This is a genomic window from Dactylosporangium vinaceum, from assembly GCF_019904175.1.
GTDB lineage: Bacteria > Actinomycetota > Actinomycetes > Mycobacteriales > Micromonosporaceae > Dactylosporangium > Dactylosporangium vinaceum.
This window is the reverse complement of record NZ_CP061913.1, coordinates 6025338-6049370: the sequence shown is the minus strand read 5'-3', so window position 1 is coordinate 6049370 and position 24033 is coordinate 6025338. Positions and strand designations below refer to the sequence as shown.

Here is a 24033-nt window from a genome sequence, read left to right as displayed (position 1 = left end):
GCTCAGCTCCCCGGCGGCGGCGCCTGCATCCGATCGATGATCTTCTGCAGTGCCGCCGCCAGCACCTCCAGCTCCTGCTCCTCCAGGTCGGCGAGGGCGTGCTCGGCCAGGGCCCGGCGGGCCTGCTCGATCGGCGCCTGCGCGGCCCGCCCCTTCGGCGTCAGGCACAGCCGCACGAGCCGCCGGTCCTGCGGGTCGGCCCGCCGCTCGACAAGCCCGTCGTTCACCATCCGCGTCGCCGTGTTCACCACCGTCGGCGTCGCCACCCCGAGCCGCGCCGCCAGCTCCCCCGGCGCCTGCCCGTCCCGCTCCCACAGCAGCTCCAGCACCAGGTTCTGCCCGATCCGGACCCCGTGCACGCTCATCGCCTCGTCGGCCGCCGCCCGCAGCAGCTTCTGCGCACGGGTCAGCAGGCGGATCACATCAGCCACGTTTGCATGCTAGCGAGATGTTGCCCTATATTCCGTTAGCACGCTATCAATCGGAGGCGACATGATCCTCATCACCGGCGGCCTGGGCTTCATCGGCACCCACACCACCCGCGCTCTCCTGGCCCAGGGCGCCGACGTCCAGCCCGCGTCCCGCCGCCCGACCCCCTCGCCGCTGCTTCCCCCGGGCGTCACAACGGCCACGCTGGACTGCACCGACCTCGACTCCCTGACCGCCCTGGGCCGCACCCACACCATCACCGCCGTCATCCACCTGGCCGCCGCCCCCCTCGGCACCGCCGACCCGCTCGACGACCTGCAACACAACGCCACAGCAGCGCTGGCTGTACTGCGGGCGGCCGCCACCTGGAACGCCCGCGTCGTGATGGCCAGCACCATCGGCGTCTACGCCGGCGTCGGCGCACTCCCCTGGCGGGAGGACACCCCGCTGCCCCTGCCGTCACCGCACCCGATCCCGGCGAGCAAGAAGGTGGCCGAGATCCTGGCCCTGGCCGGCGGGGCGGACGTGGTTGTGGCCCGCATCGGCGCGATCTGGGGCCCGGGAGGCCGCCCCAGCAGCCCCTTCATCGCCATCCCGGCCATGGTCCGCGGCACCGTCCAGCCGGGCACCGTCCACGCGGACGACGGCGCCGACCTGCTCTACGCACCGGACTGCGGCACCGCCCTGGCCCTCCTGGCCACCGCCCCGACCCTGCGCCACCGCACCTACAACGTCAGCACCGGCCACCCGACGACGAACGCCGAGGTCGCCGCGGCGATCCCCGACATCCCGACCCCCCTGGTCCCGGGCGGCTCCGGGCCGATCCCCTACCTGGACACCACCCGCCTGCGCGAGGAGGGCTGGCAGCCGGCCTGGCCGCTGCAGGCAGCGGTGACCGACTACCGCGCCTGGCTGTCCGCCGGCCACCTCCGCTGACCCACCCGTCTACTGCCGCCCTCGGCCGGCGCCACACCGCGTAAGCCGTCCTAGGAAGCTAGGTCATGAAGCGTCTCAGGGCCGGCGGCGCCCTGCGGAGGCTCCTCGTCAGTACCCGCCGTCGACGGCTGCGGCGGGGGCAGGCGGCTGTTCGTCGCGCTCGCGGGCGGCGTAGTCGTCGAGGATCGCCTCCGTGGCGGTGGCGCCGAAGCGGGTCGCGCCGGCGTCGTGCAGTTCGAGCAGGGTGGCGAGCGTGCGTACGCCGCCCGCGGCCTTGACTTCGACGTGCGGGGCGACGGCGGCCCGCATCAGCCGGATGTCGGCGAGGGTGGCGCCGCCGGGGGCGAAGCCGGTGCTGGTCTTGACGAAGTGCGCACCGGCTCGCTCGGCCAGGTGGCAGCCGAGGACCTTCTGCTCGTCGGTGAGGTAGGCGTTCTCCAGGATGACCTTGACGGTGCGGCCCTGCGCGGCGGCGACCACGGCGGCGATGTCGTCGTGGACGTAGCCGCTGTCGCCGTCGCGCAGGCGGCCGATGTGCAGCACCATGTCGATCTCGTCGGCGCCGGCCTCGACGAGTGCCCGCGCCTCGGCGACCTTGGTGGCGGTGCGGGCGTCACCGTGCGGGAACCCGGCAACCGTCCCCACCAGCACACCCGTGCCCGCGAGCGCGGCGACGGCCAGCTCCACGTCCGACGGGCGCACGCAGACCGACGCGACGGCCCGCCGGCCGGCGACCGCGCAGCCGCGCCGGACGTCGTCGGTGGTCAGCTCGGGGCGCAGCAGAGAGTGGTCGATCATCTTGGCGATGTTCATCGGGCGGCTCCTGTCCGGGGTGGCTGCACGTCGAACGTGACGTGCAGGTCGTAGCGGCCGCCGACGTAGCGGCTGATGGTGTACTCCAGCGGTGCCGAGTGCTGGTCGACGATCAGGCGGGCCTCGACGAGCAGCGGCTCGTCCGCCGGCACGTGCAGGTGCTCACCGTCGGCGCCGGCCCGGTGCGCGGTGAGCGTCGAGGTGCCGAGCGTGGGGCGCAGCCCGCGCTCGTGCAGCGCGCGGTGCAGCGAGGCGACCTCCAGGTCGATGTCGAGCAGCGCGCTCAGGTGGGCCGGGAAGCAGGCGTACTCGATGGCCACCGGCACGTCGTCGGCGAGCCGGACCCGCACGATCGACACCACCCGCGGCGCCGCGGCGCTCAGGTCGAGCGCCGCCGCCTCGGCGCCGGACGCCGCCCGGACCTCACCCGCGAGCAGGCGCGACGTCGGGGTGCGCCCCCATGCGCGCACCTGGTCCTGGAAGCTCATCAACGTCCCGGCCGCGCGCGGCTCCGGCCGCTGCCGCACGAACGTCCCACGCCCCTGGACCCGCTCGATCAGCCCGTCCGTCTCCAGCGCGTTGAGCGCCGCCCGGACCGTCATCCGCGCCACCCCGAACTCCGCGGCGAGCGCCGACTCGGCCGGCACCGCATCCCCGGGCCGCGCCTGCGCCAGCCGGGCCCGCAGCTCCCGCTCGATCCGCACGTACAGCGGCGCTTTCGCCATCTCCACTCCCGACTAGGTCGTCTAGACAACTTAGAGGATCACACCGAGCACTGCGCACGTCAACAAACTCGAGCGCCACGGCACAGGCAGGCGCGCCGCCGGCAACGCCTACAGGCAAGCCGGGTTGCAGCGCGTGGCGGGGGTCTGGTGCAGCCAGCCGGCGCCATCCTCATCGGAGGTGGCGTCCAAGCTATGGACCTCCCGCTGCCCGTCGTCGTTCACGCCGGTCGCTACCAGGGTGTGCACGTTGACGATCCGGCCTCGTTCCCGCACCTCAACCGATGAGGGCGTTCAGAGCTATGAACGCCGACGGGCCGCCGTCGAGGGGGCCGTTGCGGAACGCCTCGACATGCGCGTCCAGATGTGTCGCCATCTTTGACACCTGACTCTTCGACAGGTGCGAGGTGCTGCAACAACCAGTCCGGGAAATACGAGCCCTGCCGCAACTTCGCAACGGCGAGCTCAACGGTGCCGGCCGCTGATTTGTCCGCTCGTCGCTGCGTTCGCCGTCACCGCCGCCGCAGACGGCGTCAGCCTCCGCCGACATGAGGGCCTCGGCGAACGTCTTCACCATCGAACGCAGCACATCGGGTCCGGCCGAGCCGCGGTCCTCCCGCCGAAACCTGCCGGCGTCCACACTCCTGGGGCGCGGTCACCGCTCGTCTCCGTCTTCCAAACACCGCAAAGACGGGCGATTCGCGCACCACTCCCGTGGACGTGACAACGCCGGGCGGGGCCGCGCAAGCGGTCCCGCCCGGCGGGCGTGTCGATGTCGGGGCCGTGCGTGCCTGGCCCTCACGTGCGGCCGGGCAGGCTGTGACCGGTCAGAGAGCGTGGCGGGGTGGGGTGTCGCTCAGGCGGGCCTCGCCGTCGGCCTCGTGGGCGCCGCCGTCCACCGCGTGCGCCGGGACGTGGTCCACCGCCGCGGCCGTGCCGTCGGCCTCGTGGGCCCCGCCGCCGTTCGCCGGCGAGGTGCCGTCCGCCGGGGCAAGGGCTCCCGAGGCCAGGCCCGCGGTATGGCCCGAGCCGCCGTTCGCCCCGGAGCCGCCGTTGGATGCGGCAGCGGCGGGATCGGAGTGCGACGTGGTGTGCCCAGCCGCCCCGGAGCCGTTCGAGGAGACAGCCGAATACGCGGGAGCAGAGTGCGCACCCGCGGCCGGACCTGACGCCGGCGCCGAGTCCGGGGTCCGGCCCGCGCCCGGTGCCGACGCGGGGTCCGAGGCCGGTGACGTCGGTGAGTGCGCGGGTGAGCGGTCCGCGTCGGCGGCGGCCGGGTCGGTCACCGAGGCGGAGCCGGCCGCCGCGGCGTCCTCGGCGGCGCGGGCCTGGGCGGCGGACATGGAGCGCAGCGGGATCTCCGGGAGGAACAGGATGACGATGAGGCCGACGACCATGATGCCCGCGGCGACCATGAAGACCGTGGCCATCGAGTCGGAGAAGCCGACCTTGAACGGGTGGGAGATGGCGGTGTCGAGCTTCTCCAGGAACGACGTGTCGCTCAGGCCGCCGCCCGACGAGCCGCCGCCCGAGGCGGCCTGGATGGCCTTGAGCTGGTCGGGGTGGGCGCGGGCGGCCTGCTGGAAGTCCGGGGTCGCGCCGGCCGCTGTGTACGCCGATTTGATCTTGTTGGGCAGGAGGCTGAACAGCACCGACAGGAAGACGGCGGCGCCGAGCGTGCCGCCCATCGAGCGGAAGAACGTCACCGTGGACGTCGCCACGCCGATCTCGCGCGGGTTGGCCGCGTTCTGCACTGCGGTGATGACCGGCTGCATGTTGCCGCCGAGGCCGAGGCCCATCAGGGCCATGATCAGCATCGTGCGCCACAGCGGCGTGTCGGCGCCGATCCGCGAGAACAGGGCGAGCGCGGCCAGCATGAGCACCGAGCCGATGATCGGGAAGATGCGGTAGCGGCCGGCGCGGGCGATGACCTGGCCGGAGACGATCGAGCCGGTCATGATGCCCAGGACCAGCGGCAGCAGCATGAGGCCGGCCTCGGTCGGCGTGGCACCCTTCACGATCTGCAGGTACAGCGGCAGCGTGAGCAGCCCGCCGAACATCGCCATGCCCAGGATGAAGCTGCCGATCGACGCCACCGAGAACGTGCGCCCGCGGAACAGCCGCATCGGCAGCAGCGCCTCGTCCTTGTACGCGGTCTCGGCGACCAGGAACAGCACCAGGCCCACGAACCCGATGCCGTAGCAGGCGAGCGACTTCACGTCGCCCCAGCCCCACTCGCGGCCCTGCTCGGCGACGGTCAGCAGCGGCACCAGGCACACGATCAGCGCGACGGCGCCCGGCCAGTCGATGCGGTGGTCCTGGCGGCGGTGCGGGATGTGCAGCACGCGCATGACGACGAGGAACGCGGCCAGGGCGATCGGCACATTGATGTAGAAGATCCAGCGCCAGCCGGTGACGCCCAGGATGCTGCTGGCGCCGGCGAAGAAGCCGCCGAGGACCGGGCCGAGGACGCTGGAGGTGCCGAAGACGGCGAGGAAGTACCCCTGGTACTTGGCGCGTTCGCGGGGTGGGACGACGTCGCCGATGATGGCGAAGGCCAGCGAGAACAGCCCGCCGGCGCCGATGCCCTGGACGGCCCGGAAGGCGGCCAGCTCGTAGATCGAGGTGGCGATGCCGCACAGGACCGAGCCGACGATGAAGATGCCGATCGAGAACAGGATGAACGGCTTGCGCCCGTAGATGTCGGACAGCTTCCCGTACAGCGGCGTCGAGATCGTCGACGTGATGAGGAACGCCGTCGTCGCCCACGCCTGCAGCGAGAAGCCGCCGAGGTCATCGGCGATGGTGCGCATCGCCGTCGACACGATCGTCTGGTCCAGCGCGGCCAGGAACATCGCCATCATGAGCCCGCCCAGGATCGTGAGGATCTGGCGGTGCGTCAGGACGGTGTCTTCCCCCGCGGCCGGCGGTGCTGTTGTGCTCAAGGCGTCTCTCCCGTTAGAGCCAGGCCGTTTCGATCCGATCCCGTTTCAGAATTCACGCTACTCCTCGATCGCGGCCGGGGCGCGGGGAGCATCGTGAACACACCAGGGACACTAGTCACGGGGTACGACAAAAATGGGAGGTTCAAACGCGTGGCAGCGACGCTCGTGGTGAAAGATCTTGCGGCCGGGCACGGGGACAAGGCGCTGTTCAGCGGCTTGGACCTGGTCGTCGCCCCGGGCGACGTGATCGGGCTGGTCGGCGTGAACGGCGCCGGGAAGTCCACGCTGCTGCGCACGCTCGCCGGGCTGCTGCCCCGGGAGCACGGTGTCGTCCAGCTCAGCCCGCCCGAGGCCACGATCGGGTACCTCCCCCAGGAGCCCGACCGCCGCCCGGGCGAGACGCTGCGCGCATTCCTGGCCCGCCGCACCGGCGTCGCCGAGGCGCAGGCGCGCATGGACGCCGCGGCCGAGGCGCTCGGCAGCGACCCGGCGGGCGCGGACGAGTACAGCGTCAGCCTCGAGAAGTGGCTCGCCCTGGGCGGCGCCGACCTCGACGAGCGCGCCGCCGAGACCGCGGCCGACCTGGGCCTCGCCGTCGACCTCGACCTGGAGATGACGGCCCTCTCGGGCGGCCAGGCGGCCCGGGCCAACCTGGCCAGCCTGCTGCTGTCACGCTACGACGTGCTGCTGTGCGACGAGCCCACGAACGACCTCGACCTCGACGGCCTGGCCCGGCTCGAGGCGTTCATGCAGTCGCAGCGCGGCAAGAGCGTCGTCGTGGTGAGCCACGACCGGGAGTTCCTGACCCGGACCACCACCGCCATCCTGGAGCTGGACCTGCACCAGCAGCAGGTGCACTTCTACGGCGGCGGCTACGCGGCGTACCTGGAGGAGCGCGAGATCGCCCGCCGGCACGCCCGGGAGCGCTTCGAGGAGTTCGACGACAAGAAGTCCGACCTCGAGGCCCGGGCCCGGATGCAGCGCGCCTGGATGGAGAAGGGCGTCAAGAACGCCCGGCGCAAGCAGCCCGACAACGACAAGATCGGCAAGTCGAAGCGGATCGAGTCGACCGAGAAGCAGGCGGCGAAGGCCCGCCAGACCGAGAAGCTCATCGAGCGCCTCGAGGTCGTGGAGGAGCCGCGCAAGGAGTGGCAGCTGCGGATGGAGATCGCCGCCGCCCCCCGCGCGGGCGCGGTCGTCGCCACCCTGTCCCACGCGGTCGTCCGCCGCGGCTCGTTCACCCTCGGCCCGGTCGACCTGCAGATCGACTGGGCCGACCGGGTCGCGATCACCGGCGCGAACGGCTCCGGCAAGACGACGCTGCTCGGCGCGCTGCTGGGCCGCATCCCGCTCGACGACGGCCGGGCCCACCTCGGCAACGGTGTCGTCGTCGGCGAGGTCGACCAGGCGCGGCGCATGTTCGAGGGCGAGGACTCGCTGCTCGACGCGTTCCGGCTGGCGGTACCGGAGCAGAACCCCGCCGACGTGCGGACCCTGCTGGCCAAGTTCGGCCTGCGCTCCGGGCACGTCATGCGCCCGGCGGCGAGCCTCTCCCCCGGCGAGCGCACCCGGGCCGCCCTGGCGCTGCTGCAGGGCCGCGGCGTGAACCTGCTGGTCCTCGACGAGCCGTCCAACCACCTCGACCTGCCGGCGATCGAGCAGCTCGAGCAGGCCCTGGACGGCTATCCGGGCACGTTGCTGCTGGTCACCCACGACCGGCAGATGCTCGAAGCGGTGCACACCAACCGCCGGGTCCGCGTCGAGGACGGCCGGGTGACCGCGCAGTGACGCTGCCGGAGTTCTGGACCGAACGCCACCTGTGCACGGTCACGACCATTCGCGCCGACGGTACCCCGCACAGCGTCCCGGTCGGCGCGACGTACGACCCGGCCACCGGCCTGGCCCGCATCATCACGTCCGGCCGCTCGCAGAAGGTCCGCAACCTGGACCACAACCCGAACATCGCCATCTGCCAGATCGACGGCCGCCGCTGGAGCACGCTGGAGGGCATCGCCACCGTCGAGCGCGACCCGGCGGCGGTCCGCGACGCCGAGGAGCGCTACGCCCGCCGGTACAAGGTCCCGCGGCCCAACCCGGACCGGGTCGTCATCCTGGTCACCGTGACCAGGGTGCTCGGCACATATAAATAACGCATGGCCATGAGCGAGTACCTCACGAACCTGCGCCGGCACGTCGGCCACGACCTCGTCCTGCTGCCCGCCGTCTCCGGCGTCATCTTCAACGCCGTCGGAGAGCTCCTCCTGGGCCGCCGCGCCGACACGGGCGGCTGGTCGCTGCCGGCCGGCATGGTCGACCCGGGCGAACAGCCGGCCGACGCCCTGGTCCGCGAGGTCCGCGAGGAGGCCGGCATCGAGATCGCCGTCGAGCACCTCGTCGGCGTCGCCATGCACTCGGTCACCTACCCGAACGAGGACCGCTGCGACTATCTCAGCGTGTGGTTCCGCTGCCGCCACCTGGCCGGCGAGGCCGTCGTCAACGACGAGGAGTCCCTCGACATGCGCTGGTTCGCCGTCGACGCCCTGCCCGACATGGAGGACTTCGCCCGCCTGCGCATCGACCGGACGCTGCGCAACACCCCCGCGGCATGGTTCACCCAGCCCGGCGCGTCCCACCCGGCGCTGACCGGCCGCCACCCGGTCTGAGCAACGAAGTCTGCGCCACCGAGCACTCAGCCGCCGACCCCGAACCCGGCCAGCCGGGCGCCCAGATCGTCCACCCACTCGCCGGCCGTCCGGCGGTCCGGCATCGGCACCCCCGCCTCCACTCGCCACAGCACGTCGTCGAGCACGGTCCGGACGTGCCACCCCATGATCCGATCCCGGTCGAGGGCCGCCCCGGACACCCGCTCATACGCGTCGACGACCGCGCCGAACAGCTCCATGCCGCAGTCCCCGGGCAGGCACCGCAGGTCGTACTCGGGCTCGGCCGGCCCCGCCGTCTCCCAGTCGACCACCAGCTCCAGCCGCAGCGACCGCTCGTCCCAGAGGTGGTTGCCACCGTGGAAGTCCCCGTGCACCAGCCCGGCCCGCCCCGGCGCCGGCCCCAGCACCCGATCGGTCCAGTCGCACCAGGCCGCCACCCGCTCCCACCGCACATCCGGCGCCGCCGGCCCGCGCCGCAGTACGTCGGTGGCCGCGGGCATCACAGGCGCGGCCAAGGGACCGGCCGCCGCCGACACCGCCGCCAGCACTCCCGGGTCGTGCAGCCGGGCGAGCACAGTGCCCAGATCCTGCCCGACCCGGGCCCGGCCGCCGGCCCCGACCAGGTGCCGGACGTCGAAGAACGGCACCGCCGCGGCCAGCTCCGTCACCAGCAGCGCCGGGCTCTCCGACGCCACCACCACGGCCGGCAGCGCAAGCCAGGGCGCCGCAGCCTTCAGCGCGCCAAGCACCCGCGCCTGGTGGCGGATCCGAAGCGCGGCCGGCTCGGCCCACGCGAACTTCACCACGTATCGCCCGGCGAGCACGGCGGTGGCCGCCGACCACTCCGGCGCCGCGTCCGGCACCAGGTTCCGCGGGACGATCGCCCCACCGCCGAGCTGCGGCGCCACCTCGTGCAGCGCCTCCCGCAACGCCGCGACGCTCGGCGCCCCGAGCCAGGTCACCACCGCCGCCTCCCGGTACCGCGGCCCTGACAAACCCCTACCGGTCCGGCCACCTACCGGTCCGGCCACCTGCCGGTCCGGCCGCCTACCGAGCCGGCGGCCAGCTGGGCCCGCTCGCCGGCGGCGGCTGCGACCCCGGCCACGGCGGAATCCCGTCCGGCGCCCCAGAGGCCGGCGGCGCGGAAGCCGGGGGCGCGGAGGCGGGCGGCGCGGAAGCCGGCGCGACCGGCGCCGCATAGGTAGGCGGCGCCGACACCGGCGGATCGGACGAGGGCGGCCCGAAGGTGGGCGGGGCGGACGCGGGCGGGCCGGACGCGGGCGGCGGCACGTACATCGGCGCCGTCCCCGGTGGCGAGCCGGCCGGCAGCTGACCGAAGCCGGGCTGCCCCACCGGCGCCGGCTGGCCGGACTGAGGCTGCCCCGGATACCCACCGGCCGGGTAGCCCGCAACCGGCGGCGCGCCCTGATACGGCGGCGGGAACCCCGGTCCGCCCGCGCCCGGCGGTGGGAACCCGCCCACCGGTGTGGCCAGCGGCGCCGCCGGACGGGCCGTGACGAGCGGTGACACCCGCCGCCCGATGAGCTCCATCAGCCACACGACAAGCCCGCCGAAGAGTCCGAGCAGGCCCATGACCAGCGTGGTGACCCAGAAGCCCTGGTTCCAGATCTGCAGCAGCCGGGTCAGGCCGTCCACGATCGCGACGGCCAGCACCACGCCCAGGATGCCGCCGCGGCGGCCCAGGGGGCTCACGCCGGCCAGGAGCACCACGGCCAGCCCGGCGAGGGTGAGGTTGTTGTCGCCCGGGCCCGCCGAGGCCAGCCGGATCGTCAGCACGGCCCCGGCCAGCCCGGCGGCGACGCTCGAGCCGAACACGCCGACAAGCGCGCCCACGAACCGGGCGCCGCTGAACGCGCCCGCCTCGCCGCCGGCGGGCCGGTTGGCGGACAGGTACCGCCGCACCGCCGGGATCGCGAAGACCACCCCGCCGGCGATGGACACGACGATGAAGCCGACGCCCCAGATCCAGTACGTCTGCGGCGGGTCCTGCAGCCGGGTCGTCCTGGCGTCGCTCGCGCCGATGACGATCGCGGTGCAGATCAGGCCGCCGAAGAGGGTGACCGTCCAGCCGGGCAGGCCGGTCAGGCCGACGAGCAGGGCGAGGACCAGGCCGATGCCCGCGGCCGCGGCGATGCCGGCGAGCATGCTGCCGCTGTCGGCGTACACGTAGGCGGCGAGCGACGCCAGGGGCCCGACCGCGAGGTTCGGGGTGCCGGTGCGCAGTGACAGCGACAGCCCGGCCGCGGCCAGGCCGAGCGCCGCGAACGACAGCCAGTAGCCGCCGCTGCTGAAGAGCCGCTCGGCCTCGTTGTACAGCGTGATGAGGACCCCGGCCGCGACGAGCAGCAGGACGCCCTCCCAGACGAGGTTCGGCAGCAGTTCGCGTAACGGCCGGGCCGGCGGCGGCGCCGTGACATCGCTCATGCCGGGCAACATACCGCGCACTCAGGCCTGTCGCTCCCCCTGCGCGGCGGCGCGCCGGGGCAGGAGCGGGCTCAGCAGGCCGAGCAGGACACCGAGGCCGGCGGCGATCAGGAAGACCCGGTCGAAGGGGCCGGCGGTGGCGAGCACGGCGAGGCCGATCGACGCCCCGGCCTGGCTCGCGGTGCTGGCCAGCCCGCCGGCGGTGCCCGCGTCGGCGGGCGGCACCCCGGCGGTCGCCGCGGCCATGAGCGTCGGGAACGTCAGGCCGATGCCGGCCGCGACGAGCAGCGTGGGCCCGAGGACGGCGGTGCCGTACCCGCCGTCGCCGAGCGCGAGCCACAGGAACCCGGCGCCGAAGCCCAGCGCGCCGGCCGCGACGAGCACCCGCGGCCCGGTCCGCGGGAGCAGCGCGGGCGCGCGGCCGGCGACCACCACGAACAGCACCGCGGCCGGGGTCTGACCCAGGCCCGCCTCCAGCGCGCTGTATCCGTGGACGGTCTGCAGGAGCAGCGCGGAGAAGTACCACAGCGCAATGGACAGTGCGCCGAAGAGCAGCAGCAGCCCACCGGCGACGGTGGTGGTGCGGCGGGCGAAGAGCCGCCGGTCGGCGACCGCGAACCCGGCGAGCAGCACCAGGCCGGCGGCGATCGTCCACGCGGGACCGCCGCGGATGACGCCGTAGATGGTCAGGGCGAGCCCGGCGGTGGCGGTGAGCGGGCCCAGCAGGTCGAGGCGCCGGCGCACCGGCGTGCCGCGGGGCAGGGCGACGAAGGCGGCGGCGAGCAGGGCCGCGCCGATCGGGACGTTGATGAGGAACACCCAGCGCCACGACAGGCCGGTGGTGAGGGCGCCGCCGGTCAGGGCCCCGGCCATGCCGCCCACGCCGCCGGCCGCCGACCAGGAGCCGAGCGCGCGGGCCCGGGCGGCGCCGGCGGGGAACGCCGTGTTGATGACGGCGAGGGTGGCCGGGGCGAGCAGCGCGGCGCCGAGGCCCTGCACGGCCCGGGCCCCGACAAGGACCCCGGCGTGGCCGGCGAGGCCGGCGACGAGGCTGGCCGCGGCGAACAGCAGCAGGCCGGCGACGAGCGCGCGGCGGTGGCCGATGACGTCGGCCAGCCGCCCGCCGAGGAGCATGCAGCCGGCCAGCGTGAGCAGGTACGCGTCGACGACCCAGGCCAGGCCGGCCGACGTGAAGCCCAGGTCGGCCCGGATGGCCGGCAGGGCGACGTTCACGATCGCCGCGTCCAGGATGACCATGAACTGGCCGGCGCAGACGAGCGGCAGCAGTAGCGGCAGGAATGGTCCGGCGGTTCTCGGCACCTTGCGGCTCCCCGGTGTAGGATTAGTTATGCGCATAACGTTATGCGCATAACTATTTCTGTCAAGCCGCCCCACGTCATCGGGAGCCCCGTTGGACTTCGCCACCGCCGACGCGCTCAACCAGGCCATCCGGCTGCTGAGCCTGCGCCACCGGGCCCGGGCCGCCGCGCTGCTCGCACCGCTCGGCCTGCACCCCGGCCAGGAGGCGCTGCTGCTCGAGCTCGACCGCACCGGCCCGCGAATCCAGGCCCAGCTCAGCGACGCCCTGGGCTGCGAGCCGCCGAGCGTCACGCTGATGGTGAAGAAGCTGGAGGCGTCCGGGCACATCCGGCGCACGCCCGCCCCCACCGACAGGCGGGCCACCGTCGTCGAGCTCACCGACGCCGGCCGGGACCTCGCCGGCGCGGTGAAGGCGCTGTGGTGCGAGCTCGCCGACGAGACGGTCGCCGGGCTCGACCCCGCGACCGCCGCCGGGCTCCCGGCCGTCCTCACCGCGATGACCGCGAACGTCGACTCCCGAAACCGGGCACACGGGGCGGGTCACGGCAAGGGGGTCAAACGCAATACGCTCACGCAGTGACCGACGAGCAGCGCGCCGACCCGATCGCGCAGGCCCACGGTGAGCTGTCCCTGGCCCGCGTCGCGCTCGCCGACGGCGACCTGCCGCACACCGCCGGCCACGTCGCCGGGGCCATCGCGCTCGCTCCGGGGCTCCCCGAGGTCCACGAGCTCCTCGCCGCGCTCGCCGCCCGGGCCGGCGACGAGGGCGCGATCGCGCTGTTCCCCGTCGAGCAGCCCGCGTTCATCGGCAACGTCGTCGCCCGGGCCCACCTCCAGGGCCGGCACGACCCGATCGGCGGGCTGCGGATGCTGGCCCAGGCCACCCGGTTCGACCCCGCCCAGCCGTGGGCCGACGTCAGCTGGGTCCGCGCCCTCGAGCCGCGCCGGCTCGACCCCGAGCATCTCGCCCGGCTGTTCGTCGCGGCCATGTCCGGCCTCGGCGACCCGGCCGAGCCGGCCGTCGCCCGGGCCAATGAGGTGTACCTCGACCTGGCCCGCCGGGCCTGCACGGCCCACCCCGGCAACGCGCTGCTGCACGGCGCCGCGGCCGGCCTGGCCCGCCGGTTCACCGCGATCGCCCCGGGCGCGCTGGCCGAGGCGGTGCGGTGGGGCGGGCACGGATACCGGCTGCGCCCCGACAAGCTCACCGCCGTCTGGTACGCCTACGCCCTCAAGGCCGACGGGAAGCTCGACCAGGCCCTGCAGGTGATGCACCAGGCGTGGCAGGCCCAGCCGGACGAGGTCGACCTGTGCGCGGACATGGCCAACTGGCTCGCCGAGGCCGGCCGCCTCGACGAGGCCCTGGACCTGCTCGACGCCGCGATCCGCCGGGCGCCCGACTACGACTGCGCCGTGCACACCGCGGCCCGGCTGCGCTTCCGGCGCGACGGGGACGTGCGCCACCTGGTCGCCCTCGTCGACTTCCTGCGCGAGCACCCCGTCAACAGCCACGAGCACACCGACCTCGACGCCGCCTGCCACGGGCGGCCGTGGCTGTCGTCGGTCGACCGCCCCGCCGAGTCGGTCATCAACCTGCTGCACCAGATCCCGCGGGACAGCCGGGCGATGAAGGGCACGGCGACCGTGTCCGCCCTGGAGGTACCGAGCGCGCTGCGGGTCGTCCACCGCGAGCTGCCCGGCCTCACCCTCACCATCGAGGGCGATCCGCCGCGGGACATGGTCCAGCCCCAGCGGCCCGGCGGGCGGGTGCTGTGGCACTACTCGGGGCTGCGCGCGGCACCCGCGGTACCCCCGCCGGATCGGCAGTCGCTGGAGCTGCTGCGGGGTGTCGCCTGGCCGCGCTGGGCGAACCCGGTCGCCGCCTACGACCGGGCGCTGCCGCTCGGCCAGCTCCCCGCCGACGAGCTTGTCGCGCTGCTGGTCCATCCACCGGCCGGCACCGACCCGGGGCTGCCGGACGGGGTGTGGGAGCGGGCGGCGCAGACGTTCGCCTGCCTCGGCCTGCTGCACTGCGAGGAGCTGCGGGCCGGGGTCGAGCCCGGCGACACCACCCGGTCGCGGGAGCTGCTCACCGGCATCGCGTTCGGCGTCGAGGACTGGACGACCGAGGCCGCCGTGTTCGGGCTCGTCGTGGCCGCCTGGCTGGACCCGGCCTGCCGGGGGGAGGTCCGTGAGGCGGTCGGGCGGCGGTTCGTCGCGGCGATGCAGCAGTCGCGGCACCGGGTCGTGACGATCCGCGAGTCACTGGCCACCCTGGCCCTGGCCACCCCGGACATGATCCCCGAGGTCGCCACGCTCGCCCGCGACCTGCTCAGCCGGGCCGACGAGCCCGAAGCGCCCCGGCGCGCGCCTGCCCCGCCGCCACCGCCGCAGCCGCCACGGAAACGGCGCTGGTTCGGCCGCCGCTGAGCGGTCTGCAAGTTGCAGATCGGCCGACCGTTACGGTCCGTACGATCCTTCCCCCGCCGAATTGTGCAGGCAGCACCTTTGCACAAATCTCCGGGACCGCACGCACCGGCGGCACGCTGCCCACACATTCACTCATGTCACCATTTGAAGTGGATCGACTACGTAGCGGCACCGTCACTTACGGTCAGCACCATGGCTCACATCCTGCGCATGCTCGCGGCGCTCGCACTGGCCGGGGCCGCCGCGGCCGCGGTGCCGGTCGCCGCGGACACCGCCGCCTACCTGACCGCGCACCCCGGCGGCCGGATCGCCGGCGGCGACATCCTCTACGGCGGCGGCACCTTCGTGGTGACCCTGCACGCCCCGCCGCGCGCCGACGCCCTCGTCGACTGCCCGTCGGGGTGGTACTGCTTCTACGACCGGCCCGACTACGGCTACCCGCGCGGCAAGCTCAGCGACTGCGGCTGGCAGAGCCTGGCCTGGTGGGGCTGGCAGGACCGGGTCGAGTCGGCGTTCTACAACCTGTCGCGCGGCTCGGTGCAGTTCCTCGACACGGGCGCCGGCCTGTTCCAGATCAGCGCCGGCGCGCGGGCGCTCGGCGACGCGGGCGCCGGCCGCAACCGCGCGACGGAGGTGTACCGCTACTGCTGACCCGCCCGCACGCCGGCCGCGATCCGCCGCAGCCGCCCGGGCGGGGCTTCCGGCCGGGCCGCGGCGCGGACGGCGCGGGGCGGCGAACCGTCCGGTGCGCCGACTCAGCGGTCGGCGTCGGGCAGGTCCGCGAACCAGCCGGACTCCGCGTAGGCGACGTCCTCGGTGTTGGTCTGCCCGGCCGCCAGCGGCACGCCCGTGACGATCTGCCCGCCGAGCAGGTCGCCGGTCTGCTGGTCGAGCAGGAGCGTGACCCGCTTGCCCGCGGCGCCGTCGGCGCTTATCGCGAGCCCGGCCCGGCCGAGGCGGTCGAAGCCCTGACCCCGCAGCACGAGCCCGTCGCGCGCCGCGAGCATGCGCAGCACGGCGCCGCGCTGGGCCGGGGTCAGGGGATAGGTGTCGGCGAGGTCGAGGCAGTACAGCAGCGGGCGGGCGTCCCCGTCGGGCTTCGGGCGCCGGTTCAGGGCGGCCGCGTACAGGGCCTGCGGGTCGGTGCCCGGGGCGGGCGGCGACCCGGGTGGCGCGCCGGGCGCCAGCCGCTCGGTGTGCGGGTCGCGGCCGTTGACGGTGCCGAGCCGACGGCCGGGACCATCGTTGGCCCAGCAGAGCCGCTCGTCGGTGCGGGTCTCGCGGGCCCGCGGGTCGGTGGCGTCGACGGTCCAGTCGGCGCGGTGCACGCAGCGGTACCGGGCCTCCGGCGCGGCCGTGGCCCGCTCGGCCTGCTCAGCGAGTCCGAGGAGCGTCTCCCCCGCCGGTCCGCTGTCGGCCGCGGGCCCCAGGGCGGGCGGCGGCGATGCGGACCCACGCCCGGCCAGGGCCGCGGTGCCGCGGTGCCCGGAGAGGTACAGCGCCCCGGCCACCACGCCGACGACCACGGCCGTCGCGCCGACGAGCAGCAGCGCCAGGGTGCGCCGGGCCGGCGGCGGGGCGAGGGCGGGCGGCTCGGCCGGTCCGGTCGGCACCGGCGGCTCGGGCAGGTCGCGCCAGCGGGCGACCCAGTACCGCACGTCGGTGTCGTAGCCGCCGGCGAGGTAGACGATCCAGGCGAGGACCCGCTCCCCGAACCGCTGCGGGTCGAGCAGTTCCGCGGCCGCCGGGACCGGGCCGGGCACGGCGTCGGGGACGCAGTCCGGGATGACGCCGAGGCCGCGGCCGGCGCAGGCCGCGAGGTCCAGGCCGAGCCCGTGCAGCATCTGCAGCACGGCCGGGCGGACGTCGGCCCGGGTGCGCAGGTGGTCGAGGGGCGGGTGCCGGAGGGTCTCCGCGGCGGCGTACCCGGCGTGGCGGTGCTGCCATGCGGGCAGATCCTCGTCGGGGACGTCGCAGGCCCGCAGGTACGCCTCGCTGTGCTTCCAGGTGGCGAGGCTGCGGCCGCTGTCGGCGGCGGAGAAGATGCTGGCGCTGTAGTGGGTGCGCTTCTCCATTTCCCGGCGGGTGGGTTCGCCGGCCCGTTTGAGTTCCGCGCGCAGGAGCCGGGCCCATTCGGCGCCGGCGGTGAAGCCGTGGATTGCGTTGTGCCGGCGGCCGCGGCGCCGTTCTTCGGCGTCGTCGGGCCCGGCGGTGGTGGCGGCCATGGCTGCTCAGCTCGCTTTCGCGGGATGAGGCGGACCGGCGCCCTGCCGGCAATTGCGGCAGGGCGCGGCCCGGACGGGTTCAGCGGTTCATTCACCGGTGTTGGGGTGCACGCCGGCGGTTGCCGCCGACCGGCGCCGCCCGGCTGCCGGGAATCGTGCCACCGCATCGACCCGTCGCGCTACTTGAAACGCATGAAAATACGATCGTGAATGCCGAGACCTGTGGCCGAGCGCAACCATGCGGTAACGTCGCGGCATTCACGCCGACTCCCGGCCGGCCCCGCACCAGGGTTCAGCGGTCCCGGGACGGGGGCCTTCCGTTGCCGCGGGAGGCCCCCACTTCGTTGTCCTCCGGCCGCGGGCCCGCGGTGCCCCGCCGGATGCTTGCCACGAGCCCACCGGCCGCCGCCGTGACGGCCGCGACCAGGGCGGCGATGCTGGCGGCGGGCAGCCCGGCCGAGAGGGCCAGCGTGGCCAGGCCGAACACGGCGGCCAGGGCGGCCAGGCCGAGCACCGCCTCGACGAGCCCGCGGCCGGGCGGCTGGGCGCCGCCCGGCCGGGCCGGGGCGGCAGGTCTGCGTCGTGTCATGACGCTCCTCCGATCACCATGTGCCGCGCACGGACGGTCCGTGCGCCGCCGGAGATCGTTGCACCGCCGCAAGCATGGAACGGAGATCGAAAGCCTGCGAATCCGTGCGGAACCCAAAGACCATTTGTGCACATCCGGGAATGCACAAAGATTTGCGGCCCATCGCCCTTACCGTAGGGCCGTGTGGCCATATTGTCAATGCACAGAAAAAGGGCCGGCTGGCGCCGGCCCTTTTTTCGGGACGCTTATCCGCTCACGTACTTACCAGTAATGGCGACGGCCGGCGATCGGGCGGCCCACCGCACCGAGAATCCACAGGACGGCACCGACGATGAGCAGGACGATCCCGATCGTCTCGATGATGCCGACGTGCAGGAACAGACCGACGAGGAACAGGATCAAACCAAGGACGATCATTTCAGCTCCCGGGAGGAGTGGGGGGACCGATCTACGTTGATGTAGGTACCCCCACGACCGCGGTCGCCAAACCTGGTTTCACCCCCGGCGGCCCCGGCGGGCCCGGATGTAGTCGGAGATCACATACCGGCCCAGGTCATCGGCGTCCGGGGTGAAGACCCGGCCACCGTTGCGGCGGGCGACCGCGTCGACGAACCGGCGCAGGCCCGGGTCCTCGCCGAGCATGAAGACGTTGAGCACCGCCCCGTAGCGGGTGAGCTGATCGACCTCGTGCACGGTGGCGCGGACGGTCTCACGGGTGGAGGGCCACATGAAGTACGAGCTGCCGTCGTCGAGCAGGTGGGCCGTCGGCTCCCCGTCGGTGACGACCAGGACGACCGGGTCCGACGCCGGGTGGCGGCGCAGGTGCCGGGCGGCCAGCTTCAGGGCATGCTGCAGGTTGGTGCCCTGGACCATGTCGGGCTCGACCGCCGCGAGCTGCTCCTGCGACAGCGTCGAGGCATAGCGGCCGAAGCCGATGATCTGCAGCGCGTCCTGCGGGAACCTCGTCGCGACCAGGTGCGACAGGGCCAGGGCGGCCTGCTTCATCGGGCCCCAGCGGCCGTCGGCCATCATCGAGAAGGACAGGTCGACGCAGAGCGCGACGGCGGCGGAGACCCGCCGCTCGGTCTCGGCGATCTCGAAGTCCTCCACGTCGAGCCCGATCGGCAGGACCGCCGCGCCGCCGCCGGCCTGCCGGCGCACCGCGTTGCCGATCGTGCGCACGACGTCGAGGGCCTGCTCGTCGCCGTACTGCCAGCGCCGGGACGCCCCCGTCAGCTCACCGGCCGCACCCGCGTCGCGCAGGTCGTGCTGCCCCTGGCGACCGGCGTGCAGCTGGGCGAAGACCGTCCTGAGGGCGGTACCACCGAGGCGTCTCAACGCTTTCGGGCTCAACGTGGGCCCCTCGGCCCCCCGGGTCACCCAGCCCTGCCGGCGCAGCTGCTGCTCCAGCTCGCGCAGCCGCCGCACGTCGTCGGCGGCGGCCCGGCCGAGCTGGCGCTCGACCGCCTCCACGTCCACGTCGTCGAGCGTGGCCCCGGGGTGCTCCTGGCCCAGCTGGTCGAGCAGGTCGTCGAGGTCGCCGATCTCCTCCAGGGCCCCGGCGGCGTCGCCGTAGCCCAGGTCGTTCTCACCCCGGACCCGCTCGCCCCGGCCCCAGTTGAGGTTGGGGCGAAGCGCCCGCAGGTTGTCGGTGAGCTCGGCGAACGCCCCGGCCATGTCACCGAGCGACTGGGCCATGAGGTCCTGCAGCTCGGCCCGCTGCTGCGGCGACAGCGAGCGCATGAGCCGCTCGCCGGCCGCGGCCCGCCGGGCCAGGGCGTCGATCAGCTCGTCGACGTTCGCCGGCTTCTCCGGGAAGAAGTCGCCGTGGCGGTTCATGAACTCGGCGAACGCGTCGTCGGTGTGCTCGCCCCGGGCGTGCTTGGCGAGCAGCCCGTTGAGGTCCTGGAGCATCTCGCGCATCGCGGCCTGGGCCTCGGGGTCGCGCAGGGCCTGCTGCATGCCCTGGAAGCGCTGCTCGACCACCTCCTGGCGCAGCTGCTCGAGGATCTGGTCGTACAGCTGCCGGGCCTCCGGAGAGGTCCAGTGGTATTCGGACAGCTCGGAGACCGCCCGCGCCGTCGAGCGCGGGAGGGCGTCGAGCTGTGCCTCGGCGAATCGGGCGTCGTCGCCGTCGCGCTCCGCGAGTGCGGCGCGCTCGGTGGCCAGCGCCTGGTCGAGCAGCTGGGTCGCCCGGGTCACGGCGCCGTCCAGCTGGCCCCGGCGCATGGCCTCGCGGCGCATGCGGCGGGCCCGGGCGAGGAGGTCGTCGAGGCCCCGGCCGTTCTGGGGCCCCCGGCGCAGCAGGTTGCGCAGGGCGTCGCGCAGGCTGCCGCCCTCGAGGACCTCCTGGCCGACCTGGTCGACGGCGGCTCGCACGTCGTAGGGCGGGGCGAGCGGGTCGGGCCCGCCGCGCCACGCCCCGTAACGGAACCTGTTATTGCGCAAGGTCAGCCTCCGTAGACGGTACGGCCGTCGTCGGTGAGGTCCTTCGACAGCCGCCGGGTCAGGTGCAGCCCCTCCAGGGTGAACTCGACGCCCGCGGCGGCCTCGCCCCGGCTGGGCGCGTCGCCGAGCCCGAGCCGGTCCAGGACCTTGGCCAGGCCTGGAACGGTGCCGACCTGGCGCAGGATCTCGTCGGCCCCGGCCAGCTCGCCGGTCTCGACGACCTGCCCCTCGGCGACGAGGTCGGTGAACCCGGACAGGTCGAGCCCGGACAGCCGGGCGCGGAACGTCTCCGCGGTCGCGGTGCGCAGCAGGTGGGCCAGGATCTCGGTCTCGCGGCCCTCCTCGCCGCTGTCGAACTCGACCTTGCCCCGCAGCGTCGAGGTGACCGACTCGGTGTCGCCGATGCGGGCCACCGGCTGGTCCTCGCGCAGCAGCCCGGCCCGGCGCAGGGCCGAGGCCGACACGGTCTCGGCGGCCGCGATCGCGAACCGGGCCGACACGCCGGAGCGGGCGTCGACCGACGGCGACTCGCGCACGGCCCGGGTGAACCGGGCCAGGACCTCGATCACGTGGTCCGGCACCTGGGCGACGAGCTGCGCCTCCTGGCGCACCAGGTCCATCTCGAGCTCGAGGTCGAGGGGGTAGTGGGTGCGGATCTCCGCGCCGAACCGGTCCTTGAGCGGCGTGATGATCCGCCCGCGGTTCGTGTAGTCCTCCGGGTTGGCGCTGGCCACCAGCAGGATGTCCAGCGGCAGGCGCAGCTGGTAGCCGCGGACCTGGATGTCGCGCTCCTCGAGGACGTTGAGCAGCGACACCTGGATCCGCTCGGCCAGGTCGGGCAGCTCGTTGACGGCGAAGATGCCGCGGTTGGTGCGCGGCACGAGCCCGAAGTGGATGGTCTCGGGGTCGCCGAGCGTGCGGCCCTGCGCGACCCGGATCGGGTCGACGTCGCCGATGAGGTCACCGACGCTGGTGTCGGGGGTGGCGAGCTTCTCGCCGTAACGCACCGACCGGTGAATCCAGTCGACCGGCAGCGCGTCGCCGGCCTCGGCCGCGAGCCGGCGCGACGCGGGCGTGATGGGCTCGAAGGGGTGCTCGTTGAGCTCGGACCCGGCGATGACCGGCGTCCACTCGTCGAGCAGGGAGGTCAGGCCGCGGATGACCCGGGTCTTGCCCTGGCCGCGCTCGCCCAGCAGCACGACGTCGTGCCCGGCGAGAATGGCCCGCTCGAGCTCGGGCAGGACGGTGTCGTCGTAGCCGACGATGCCGGGGAAGCGCGGCTCGCCGGAGCGCAGCCGGTCGAGGAGGTTCTCGCGGAGCTCCTCCTTCACGGTGCGGAACCGGTGGCCGCTCGCCCGGAGCTCGCCTGCCGTGCGGGGAAGGTCCAGGGGCTGGTCTGGCGTCACTGTCACATTTGATGACCCTAGCGCGGCGGAGCGGACTTTGAACGCGCTCAGCATTGCTCGGTGCCGTCGCAGTGGTCGTACCGGCGATGACGCCACGCAGATCTCGATATGGCGGCGGTCATCTGTCACCTGCGGCGGCGGCCGCCGTGTGCGCACCGCCGGACTCCGGCTGGACCGGCGCCGCGGCCCGCAGTGGCGGCAGGTGGCGCAGCATCCGGTAGGTGACGACGGCCAGCCCGGCCAGGGCGACGGCGCAGACCGCGGCCACGACGTGCAGGCCTGTCGTCGACGCCTCCCGGGCCGCCGTGAGGAGCCGGTCGCCCAGGTCGCCGGGCAGGCCGGCGGCCACCGCGGTCGCGGAGGTCACGGTGTCGCGCGCCCCGGCCAGCGCCGGGGCGGGCAGACCGGCGGGCAGGTCGACGGCGGCGCGGTACACGGCGGTCCCCAGGCTGCCGAGCAGGGCGATCCCGAGCGCGTAGCCGAACTCGCCGCTCACCTCGTTCAGTGCGCCCGCGGAGCCGGCCCGCTCGGGCGGCGCCGAGCCGAGCACGATCCCGGTCGCCAGGGTCACCATCGGGCCCATGCCGAGGTTGGTGACGATGAACGCGGCGATGATCGGCAACGGCCCCGCGCCGGCCGGGATCAGCACCACCGCGGCGACGCCGGCCGCGGAGAGCAGCAGCCCGCCCGCCATGAGCCGGCCCTGCGGCACCCGCCGGGCCAGCAGCGGCGCGACCTGGAACGACGCCGCGGTGGCGATCGCGGCCGGGAGGAGCCACAGGCCGGCCGCGCGCGGCGAGAGCCCGTCGACGAGCTGCAGGTGCTGGGTGATGAAGACCATCATGGCGCCGGTCAGCATCGTCCCGGCGAACATCCCCGCGAGCGCGGCGGCGAACGCCCGGTCGCGGAACAGCCGCAGGTCCAGCAGCGGCTCGCGGCCGGGGCCGGCGCTCATCTGCCGGCGCACGAACACGACGCCGAGCACCGCCGCGGCGGCCACCGCCAGCAGCGGCACCGGCGACAGGCCGCCGCGGGCGAGCTCCTTGACGCCGTAGACGAACGGCAGGATGGCGCCCAGGGACAGCCCGACGCTCGGCAGGTCGAACGCCCGGGTGTCCGGGTGGCGCTGCTCGGGCAGCAGCCACGGCCCGAGGACCAGCAACAGCAGCATCGGGGGTACCCCGAGCAGGAACGCCGAGCCCCACCAGAAGTGCTGCAGGAGCAGGCCGCCGACGACCGGCCCGATCACCGCACCGCTCATGAAGCACACCATCCACACCCCGATGGCCAGGCCGCGCCGGCGCGGGTCGGGGAACAGGCCACTGATCAGGGCGAGGGCCGACGGCGCGAGCGTGGCCCCGGCGATGCCGAGCCCGGCCCGGGCCGCGATGAGCATGACGGGCCCGGTGCTGTACGCGGCGACGACCGACGCCACCCCGAACCCGGCTGCGCCGAGCAGCAGCAGGCGCCGCCGCCCGATCCGGTCCCCCAGCGTCCCCATGGTGATCATGAATCCGGAGAGCAGGAACCCGTACACGTCGAGGATCCACAGCTGCTCGGTGCTGCTCGCGTGCAGTTGCTCCCCGATCCGGGGCATGGCCAGCAGCAGCACGAACACGTCGATGGACACCAGCAGCGCCGGCAGCGCCAGCACGGCGAGCCCCAGCCAGGGCGAACGCTTCATCATGCCAACCGGTCGGCGCCGAGCTCCCGGTCTCGACATCCACCGCCACCCGGCCGCCGGGCCTCACTCCTGTTACCACCCGACTACTGTTACCGCCCGTGACGCACGCCGAGATCGAGATGACGGCCGGGCTCGTCCAGGACCTGCTGCGCGACCAGCACCCCGACCTCGCCGGCCGCCCCGTCCGGCTGGGCGCCCGGGGCTGGGACAACCAGCTGTGGCGGCTCGGCGACGACCTCGCGGTCCGGCTGCCGTGGGCCACGCAGGACGCCGACGAGCTGCTGCGCAAGGAGTACGCCTGGCTGCCCGGCCTGGCGGCGCACCTCCCGCTGCCGGTCCCGATCCCCCAGCGCCTCGGCGCGCCGTCCGCGCGGTTCCCCCGGCCCTGGCTCGTCACCACCTGGGTCCCCGGCGCCCCGGCCGACCGCTCCCCCGTCACCGAACCCGGCGCCGCCGAGGCCCTGGCCGCCTTCCTCACCGCGCTGCACCGCCCGGGCGCAACCGCGGCGGTGACCTGGCCGGGCACACGTCCGGATTCACCCGCGCCCTCGCCGCCGCCGAGCTCGGCCTGGTCGACGACCCGGGCGCCGCCCGCGCGATCTGGGCCGACGCGGCCGCCGCACCGCCGTGGCCCGGGCCGCGGCTCTGGCTGCACGGGGACCTGCACGCGGCGAACGTCCTCACCGACGGCGGGCGGCTGGCCGGCGTGATCGACTTCGGCGACCTGTGCGCGGGCGACCCCGCGTGGGACCTGGCGGCCGCCTGGCTGCTGCTGCCCGACGGCGGCGCCGAGCGGTGCCTGGCCGCCTACGGGCCGGGCGCCGACCCGGCCACCGTGCGGCGGGCCCGCGGCTGCGCCGTGGGCCGGGCCGTGGCCGGGCTGCTCATCGGCGCCGACGGCGGGCCCGGCGGCAAGCCCACCTGGGGCCCGCCGGCCCGGGCCGCGCTGCGCCGCTTATCCAATTCTTAGCCGGCGCA

The 24033-nt window shown here is 74.4% G+C and carries 20 protein-coding genes and 2 pseudogenes; 8 read left to right on the top strand and 14 right to left on the bottom strand.

The annotated features are described in order from the left end of the window. Positions 1-2: 2 nt before the first annotated feature. Positions 3-431, bottom strand: coding sequence for a MarR family winged helix-turn-helix transcriptional regulator (locus tag Dvina_RS27235; protein ID WP_223092181.1), 429 nt, complete (start codon positions 429-431; stop codon positions 3-5). A 61-nt stretch (positions 432-492) separates the two neighbouring features. Here Dvina_RS27235 and Dvina_RS27230 point away from each other — a divergent pair, with 61 nt between their 5' ends. Continuing rightward, complete coding sequence (locus tag Dvina_RS27230) at positions 493-1365, top strand: NAD-dependent epimerase/dehydratase family protein (RefSeq protein WP_223092180.1); 873 nt, start codon at positions 493-495, stop codon at positions 1363-1365. Positions 1366-1473: 108 nt separating this feature from the next. On the opposite strand, the gene deoC is transcribed toward Dvina_RS27230, so the two are convergent. From deoC to Dvina_RS27205, 4 genes and pseudogenes are all read right to left on the bottom strand, one after another. Beyond that, positions 1474-2178, bottom strand: a complete 705-nt coding sequence (deoC, locus tag Dvina_RS27225) for a deoxyribose-phosphate aldolase (protein WP_223092179.1) — start codon at positions 2176-2178, stop codon at positions 1474-1476. Continuing rightward, positions 2175-2903 (bottom strand): GntR family transcriptional regulator, encoded by a 729-nt coding sequence (locus Dvina_RS27220; RefSeq protein WP_223092178.1) that lies wholly within the window; start codon positions 2901-2903, stop codon positions 2175-2177. The genes deoC and Dvina_RS27220 overlap by 4 nt, the downstream gene beginning before the upstream one ends. 150 nt (positions 2904-3053) lie before the next feature. Beyond that, a pseudogene (locus Dvina_RS54505) lies at positions 3054-3540 on the bottom strand (transposase); the annotation flags it as partial. 187 nt (positions 3541-3727) lie between these two features. Further along, positions 3728-5845 (bottom strand): MDR family MFS transporter, encoded by a 2118-nt coding sequence (locus tag Dvina_RS27205; RefSeq protein ID WP_246655347.1) that lies wholly within the window; start codon positions 5843-5845, stop codon positions 3728-3730. A 150-nt stretch (positions 5846-5995) separates the two neighbouring features. Here Dvina_RS27205 and Dvina_RS27200 point away from each other — a divergent pair, with 150 nt between their 5' ends. Genes Dvina_RS27200 through Dvina_RS27190 form a run of 3 tightly spaced genes read left to right on the top strand, consistent with a single transcriptional unit; the run spans position 5996 to position 8508 of the window. Continuing rightward, positions 5996-7633, top strand: coding sequence for an ABC-F family ATP-binding cassette domain-containing protein (locus Dvina_RS27200; RefSeq protein ID WP_223092175.1), 1638 nt, complete (start codon positions 5996-5998; stop codon positions 7631-7633). After that, positions 7630-7995, top strand: a complete 366-nt coding sequence (locus Dvina_RS27195; RefSeq protein WP_223092174.1) for a PPOX class F420-dependent oxidoreductase — start codon at positions 7630-7632, stop codon at positions 7993-7995. The genes Dvina_RS27200 and Dvina_RS27195 overlap by 4 nt, the downstream gene beginning before the upstream one ends. Positions 7996-7998: 3 nt before the next feature. Beyond that, positions 7999-8508, top strand: coding sequence for an NUDIX hydrolase (locus Dvina_RS27190; protein WP_223092173.1), 510 nt, complete (start codon positions 7999-8001; stop codon positions 8506-8508). 26 nt (positions 8509-8534) lie between these two features. On the opposite strand, the gene Dvina_RS27185 is transcribed toward Dvina_RS27190, so the two are convergent. From Dvina_RS27185 to Dvina_RS27175, 3 genes are all read right to left on the bottom strand, one after another. Continuing rightward, positions 8535-9473, bottom strand: coding sequence for a phosphotransferase family protein (locus tag Dvina_RS27185; RefSeq protein WP_223092172.1), 939 nt, complete (start codon positions 9471-9473; stop codon positions 8535-8537). Positions 9474-9555: 82 nt separating this feature from the next. After that, positions 9556-10953 carry an ABC transporter permease gene (locus Dvina_RS27180; protein ID WP_223092171.1) on the bottom strand — a complete coding sequence of 466 codons (1398 nt, stop codon included), beginning with the start codon at positions 10951-10953 and terminating at the stop codon, positions 9556-9558. Between the two features lie 21 nt (positions 10954-10974). After that, entirely contained in the window at positions 10975-12273 is a 1299-nt protein-coding gene (locus Dvina_RS27175; protein ID WP_246655346.1) for an MFS transporter, read from the bottom strand. Positions 12274-12364: 91 nt separating this feature from the next. On the opposite strand from Dvina_RS27175, the gene Dvina_RS27170 reads away from it, so the two are divergent. The 3 genes from Dvina_RS27170 to Dvina_RS27160 all read left to right on the top strand — a co-directional run bounded on the left by Dvina_RS27170 (position 12365) and on the right by Dvina_RS27160 (position 15354). After that, positions 12365-12853 carry a MarR family winged helix-turn-helix transcriptional regulator gene (locus Dvina_RS27170; protein ID WP_223092169.1) on the top strand — a complete coding sequence of 163 codons (489 nt, stop codon included), beginning with the start codon at positions 12365-12367 and terminating at the stop codon, positions 12851-12853. Continuing rightward, positions 12850-14703 (top strand): tetratricopeptide repeat protein, encoded by a 1854-nt coding sequence (locus tag Dvina_RS27165; RefSeq protein ID WP_223092168.1) that lies wholly within the window; start codon positions 12850-12852, stop codon positions 14701-14703. Before Dvina_RS27170 ends, Dvina_RS27165 begins: the two co-directional genes overlap by 4 nt. Positions 14704-14895: 192 nt before the next feature. After that, complete coding sequence (locus tag Dvina_RS27160) at positions 14896-15354, top strand: peptidase inhibitor family I36 protein (RefSeq protein ID WP_223092167.1); 459 nt, start codon at positions 14896-14898, stop codon at positions 15352-15354. Between the two features lie 104 nt (positions 15355-15458). Here Dvina_RS27160 and Dvina_RS27155 read toward each other — a convergent pair whose 3' ends face one another. From Dvina_RS27155 to Dvina_RS27130, 6 genes are all read right to left on the bottom strand, one after another. After that, positions 15459-16928, bottom strand: a complete 1470-nt coding sequence (locus Dvina_RS27155) for a hypothetical protein (RefSeq protein WP_223092166.1) — start codon at positions 16926-16928, stop codon at positions 15459-15461. A gap of 292 nt (positions 16929-17220) precedes the next feature. Continuing rightward, entirely contained in the window at positions 17221-17517 is a 297-nt protein-coding gene (locus tag Dvina_RS27150) for a hypothetical protein (RefSeq protein ID WP_223092165.1), read from the bottom strand. A 261-nt stretch (positions 17518-17778) separates the two neighbouring features. Continuing rightward, a complete protein-coding gene (locus Dvina_RS27145; protein WP_223092164.1) occupies positions 17779-17934 on the bottom strand; it encodes a DUF6131 family protein in 156 nt (51 codons plus the stop codon). A 78-nt stretch (positions 17935-18012) separates the two neighbouring features. After that, on the bottom strand, positions 18013-19965 hold the full coding sequence (locus Dvina_RS27140) for a vWA domain-containing protein (protein ID WP_223092163.1): 1953 nt from the start codon (positions 19963-19965) through the stop codon (positions 18013-18015). 2 nt (positions 19966-19967) lie between these two features. Next, positions 19968-21377, bottom strand: coding sequence for a sigma 54-interacting transcriptional regulator (locus tag Dvina_RS27135; RefSeq protein WP_246655345.1), 1410 nt, complete (start codon positions 21375-21377; stop codon positions 19968-19970). A 112-nt stretch (positions 21378-21489) separates the two neighbouring features. After that, positions 21490-23058: an MFS transporter gene (locus Dvina_RS27130; protein ID WP_246655344.1), complete on the bottom strand. Its 1569-nt coding sequence runs from the start codon at positions 23056-23058 to the stop codon at positions 21490-21492. Between the two features lie 95 nt (positions 23059-23153). Here Dvina_RS27130 and Dvina_RS27125 point away from each other — a divergent pair. Next, positions 23154-24025 (top strand): annotated as a pseudogene (locus tag Dvina_RS27125) (aminoglycoside phosphotransferase family protein). The last annotated feature ends 8 nt before the right edge of the window (positions 24026-24033 follow it).

Coding starts and splice junctions, on each gene's coding strand:
- Dvina_RS27230 (WP_223092180.1), top strand. CDS start 493: ATGATCCTCATCACCGGCGGCCTGGGCTTCATCGGCACCCACACCACC.
- deoC (WP_223092179.1), bottom strand. CDS start 2,178: ATGAACATCGCCAAGATGATCGACCACTCTCTGCTGCGCCCCGAGCTG.
- Dvina_RS27220 (WP_223092178.1), bottom strand. CDS start 2,903: ATGGCGAAAGCGCCGCTGTACGTGCGGATCGAGCGGGAGCTGCGGGCC.
- Dvina_RS27190 (WP_223092173.1), top strand. CDS start 7,999: ATGGCCATGAGCGAGTACCTCACGAACCTGCGCCGGCACGTCGGCCAC.
- Dvina_RS27180 (WP_223092171.1), bottom strand. CDS start 10,953: ATGAGCGATGTCACGGCGCCGCCGCCGGCCCGGCCGTTACGCGAACTG.
- Dvina_RS27160 (WP_223092167.1), top strand. CDS start 14,896: ATGGCTCACATCCTGCGCATGCTCGCGGCGCTCGCACTGGCCGGGGCC.
- Dvina_RS27155 (WP_223092166.1), bottom strand. CDS start 16,928: ATGGCCGCCACCACCGCCGGGCCCGACGACGCCGAAGAACGGCGCCGC.
- Dvina_RS27150 (WP_223092165.1), bottom strand. CDS start 17,517: ATGACACGACGCAGACCTGCCGCCCCGGCCCGGCCGGGCGGCGCCCAG.
- Dvina_RS27145 (WP_223092164.1), bottom strand. CDS start 17,934: ATGATCGTCCTTGGTTTGATCCTGTTCCTCGTCGGTCTGTTCCTGCAC.
- Dvina_RS27130 (WP_246655344.1), bottom strand. CDS start 23,058: ATGATGAAGCGTTCGCCCTGGCTGGGGCTCGCCGTGCTGGCGCTGCCG.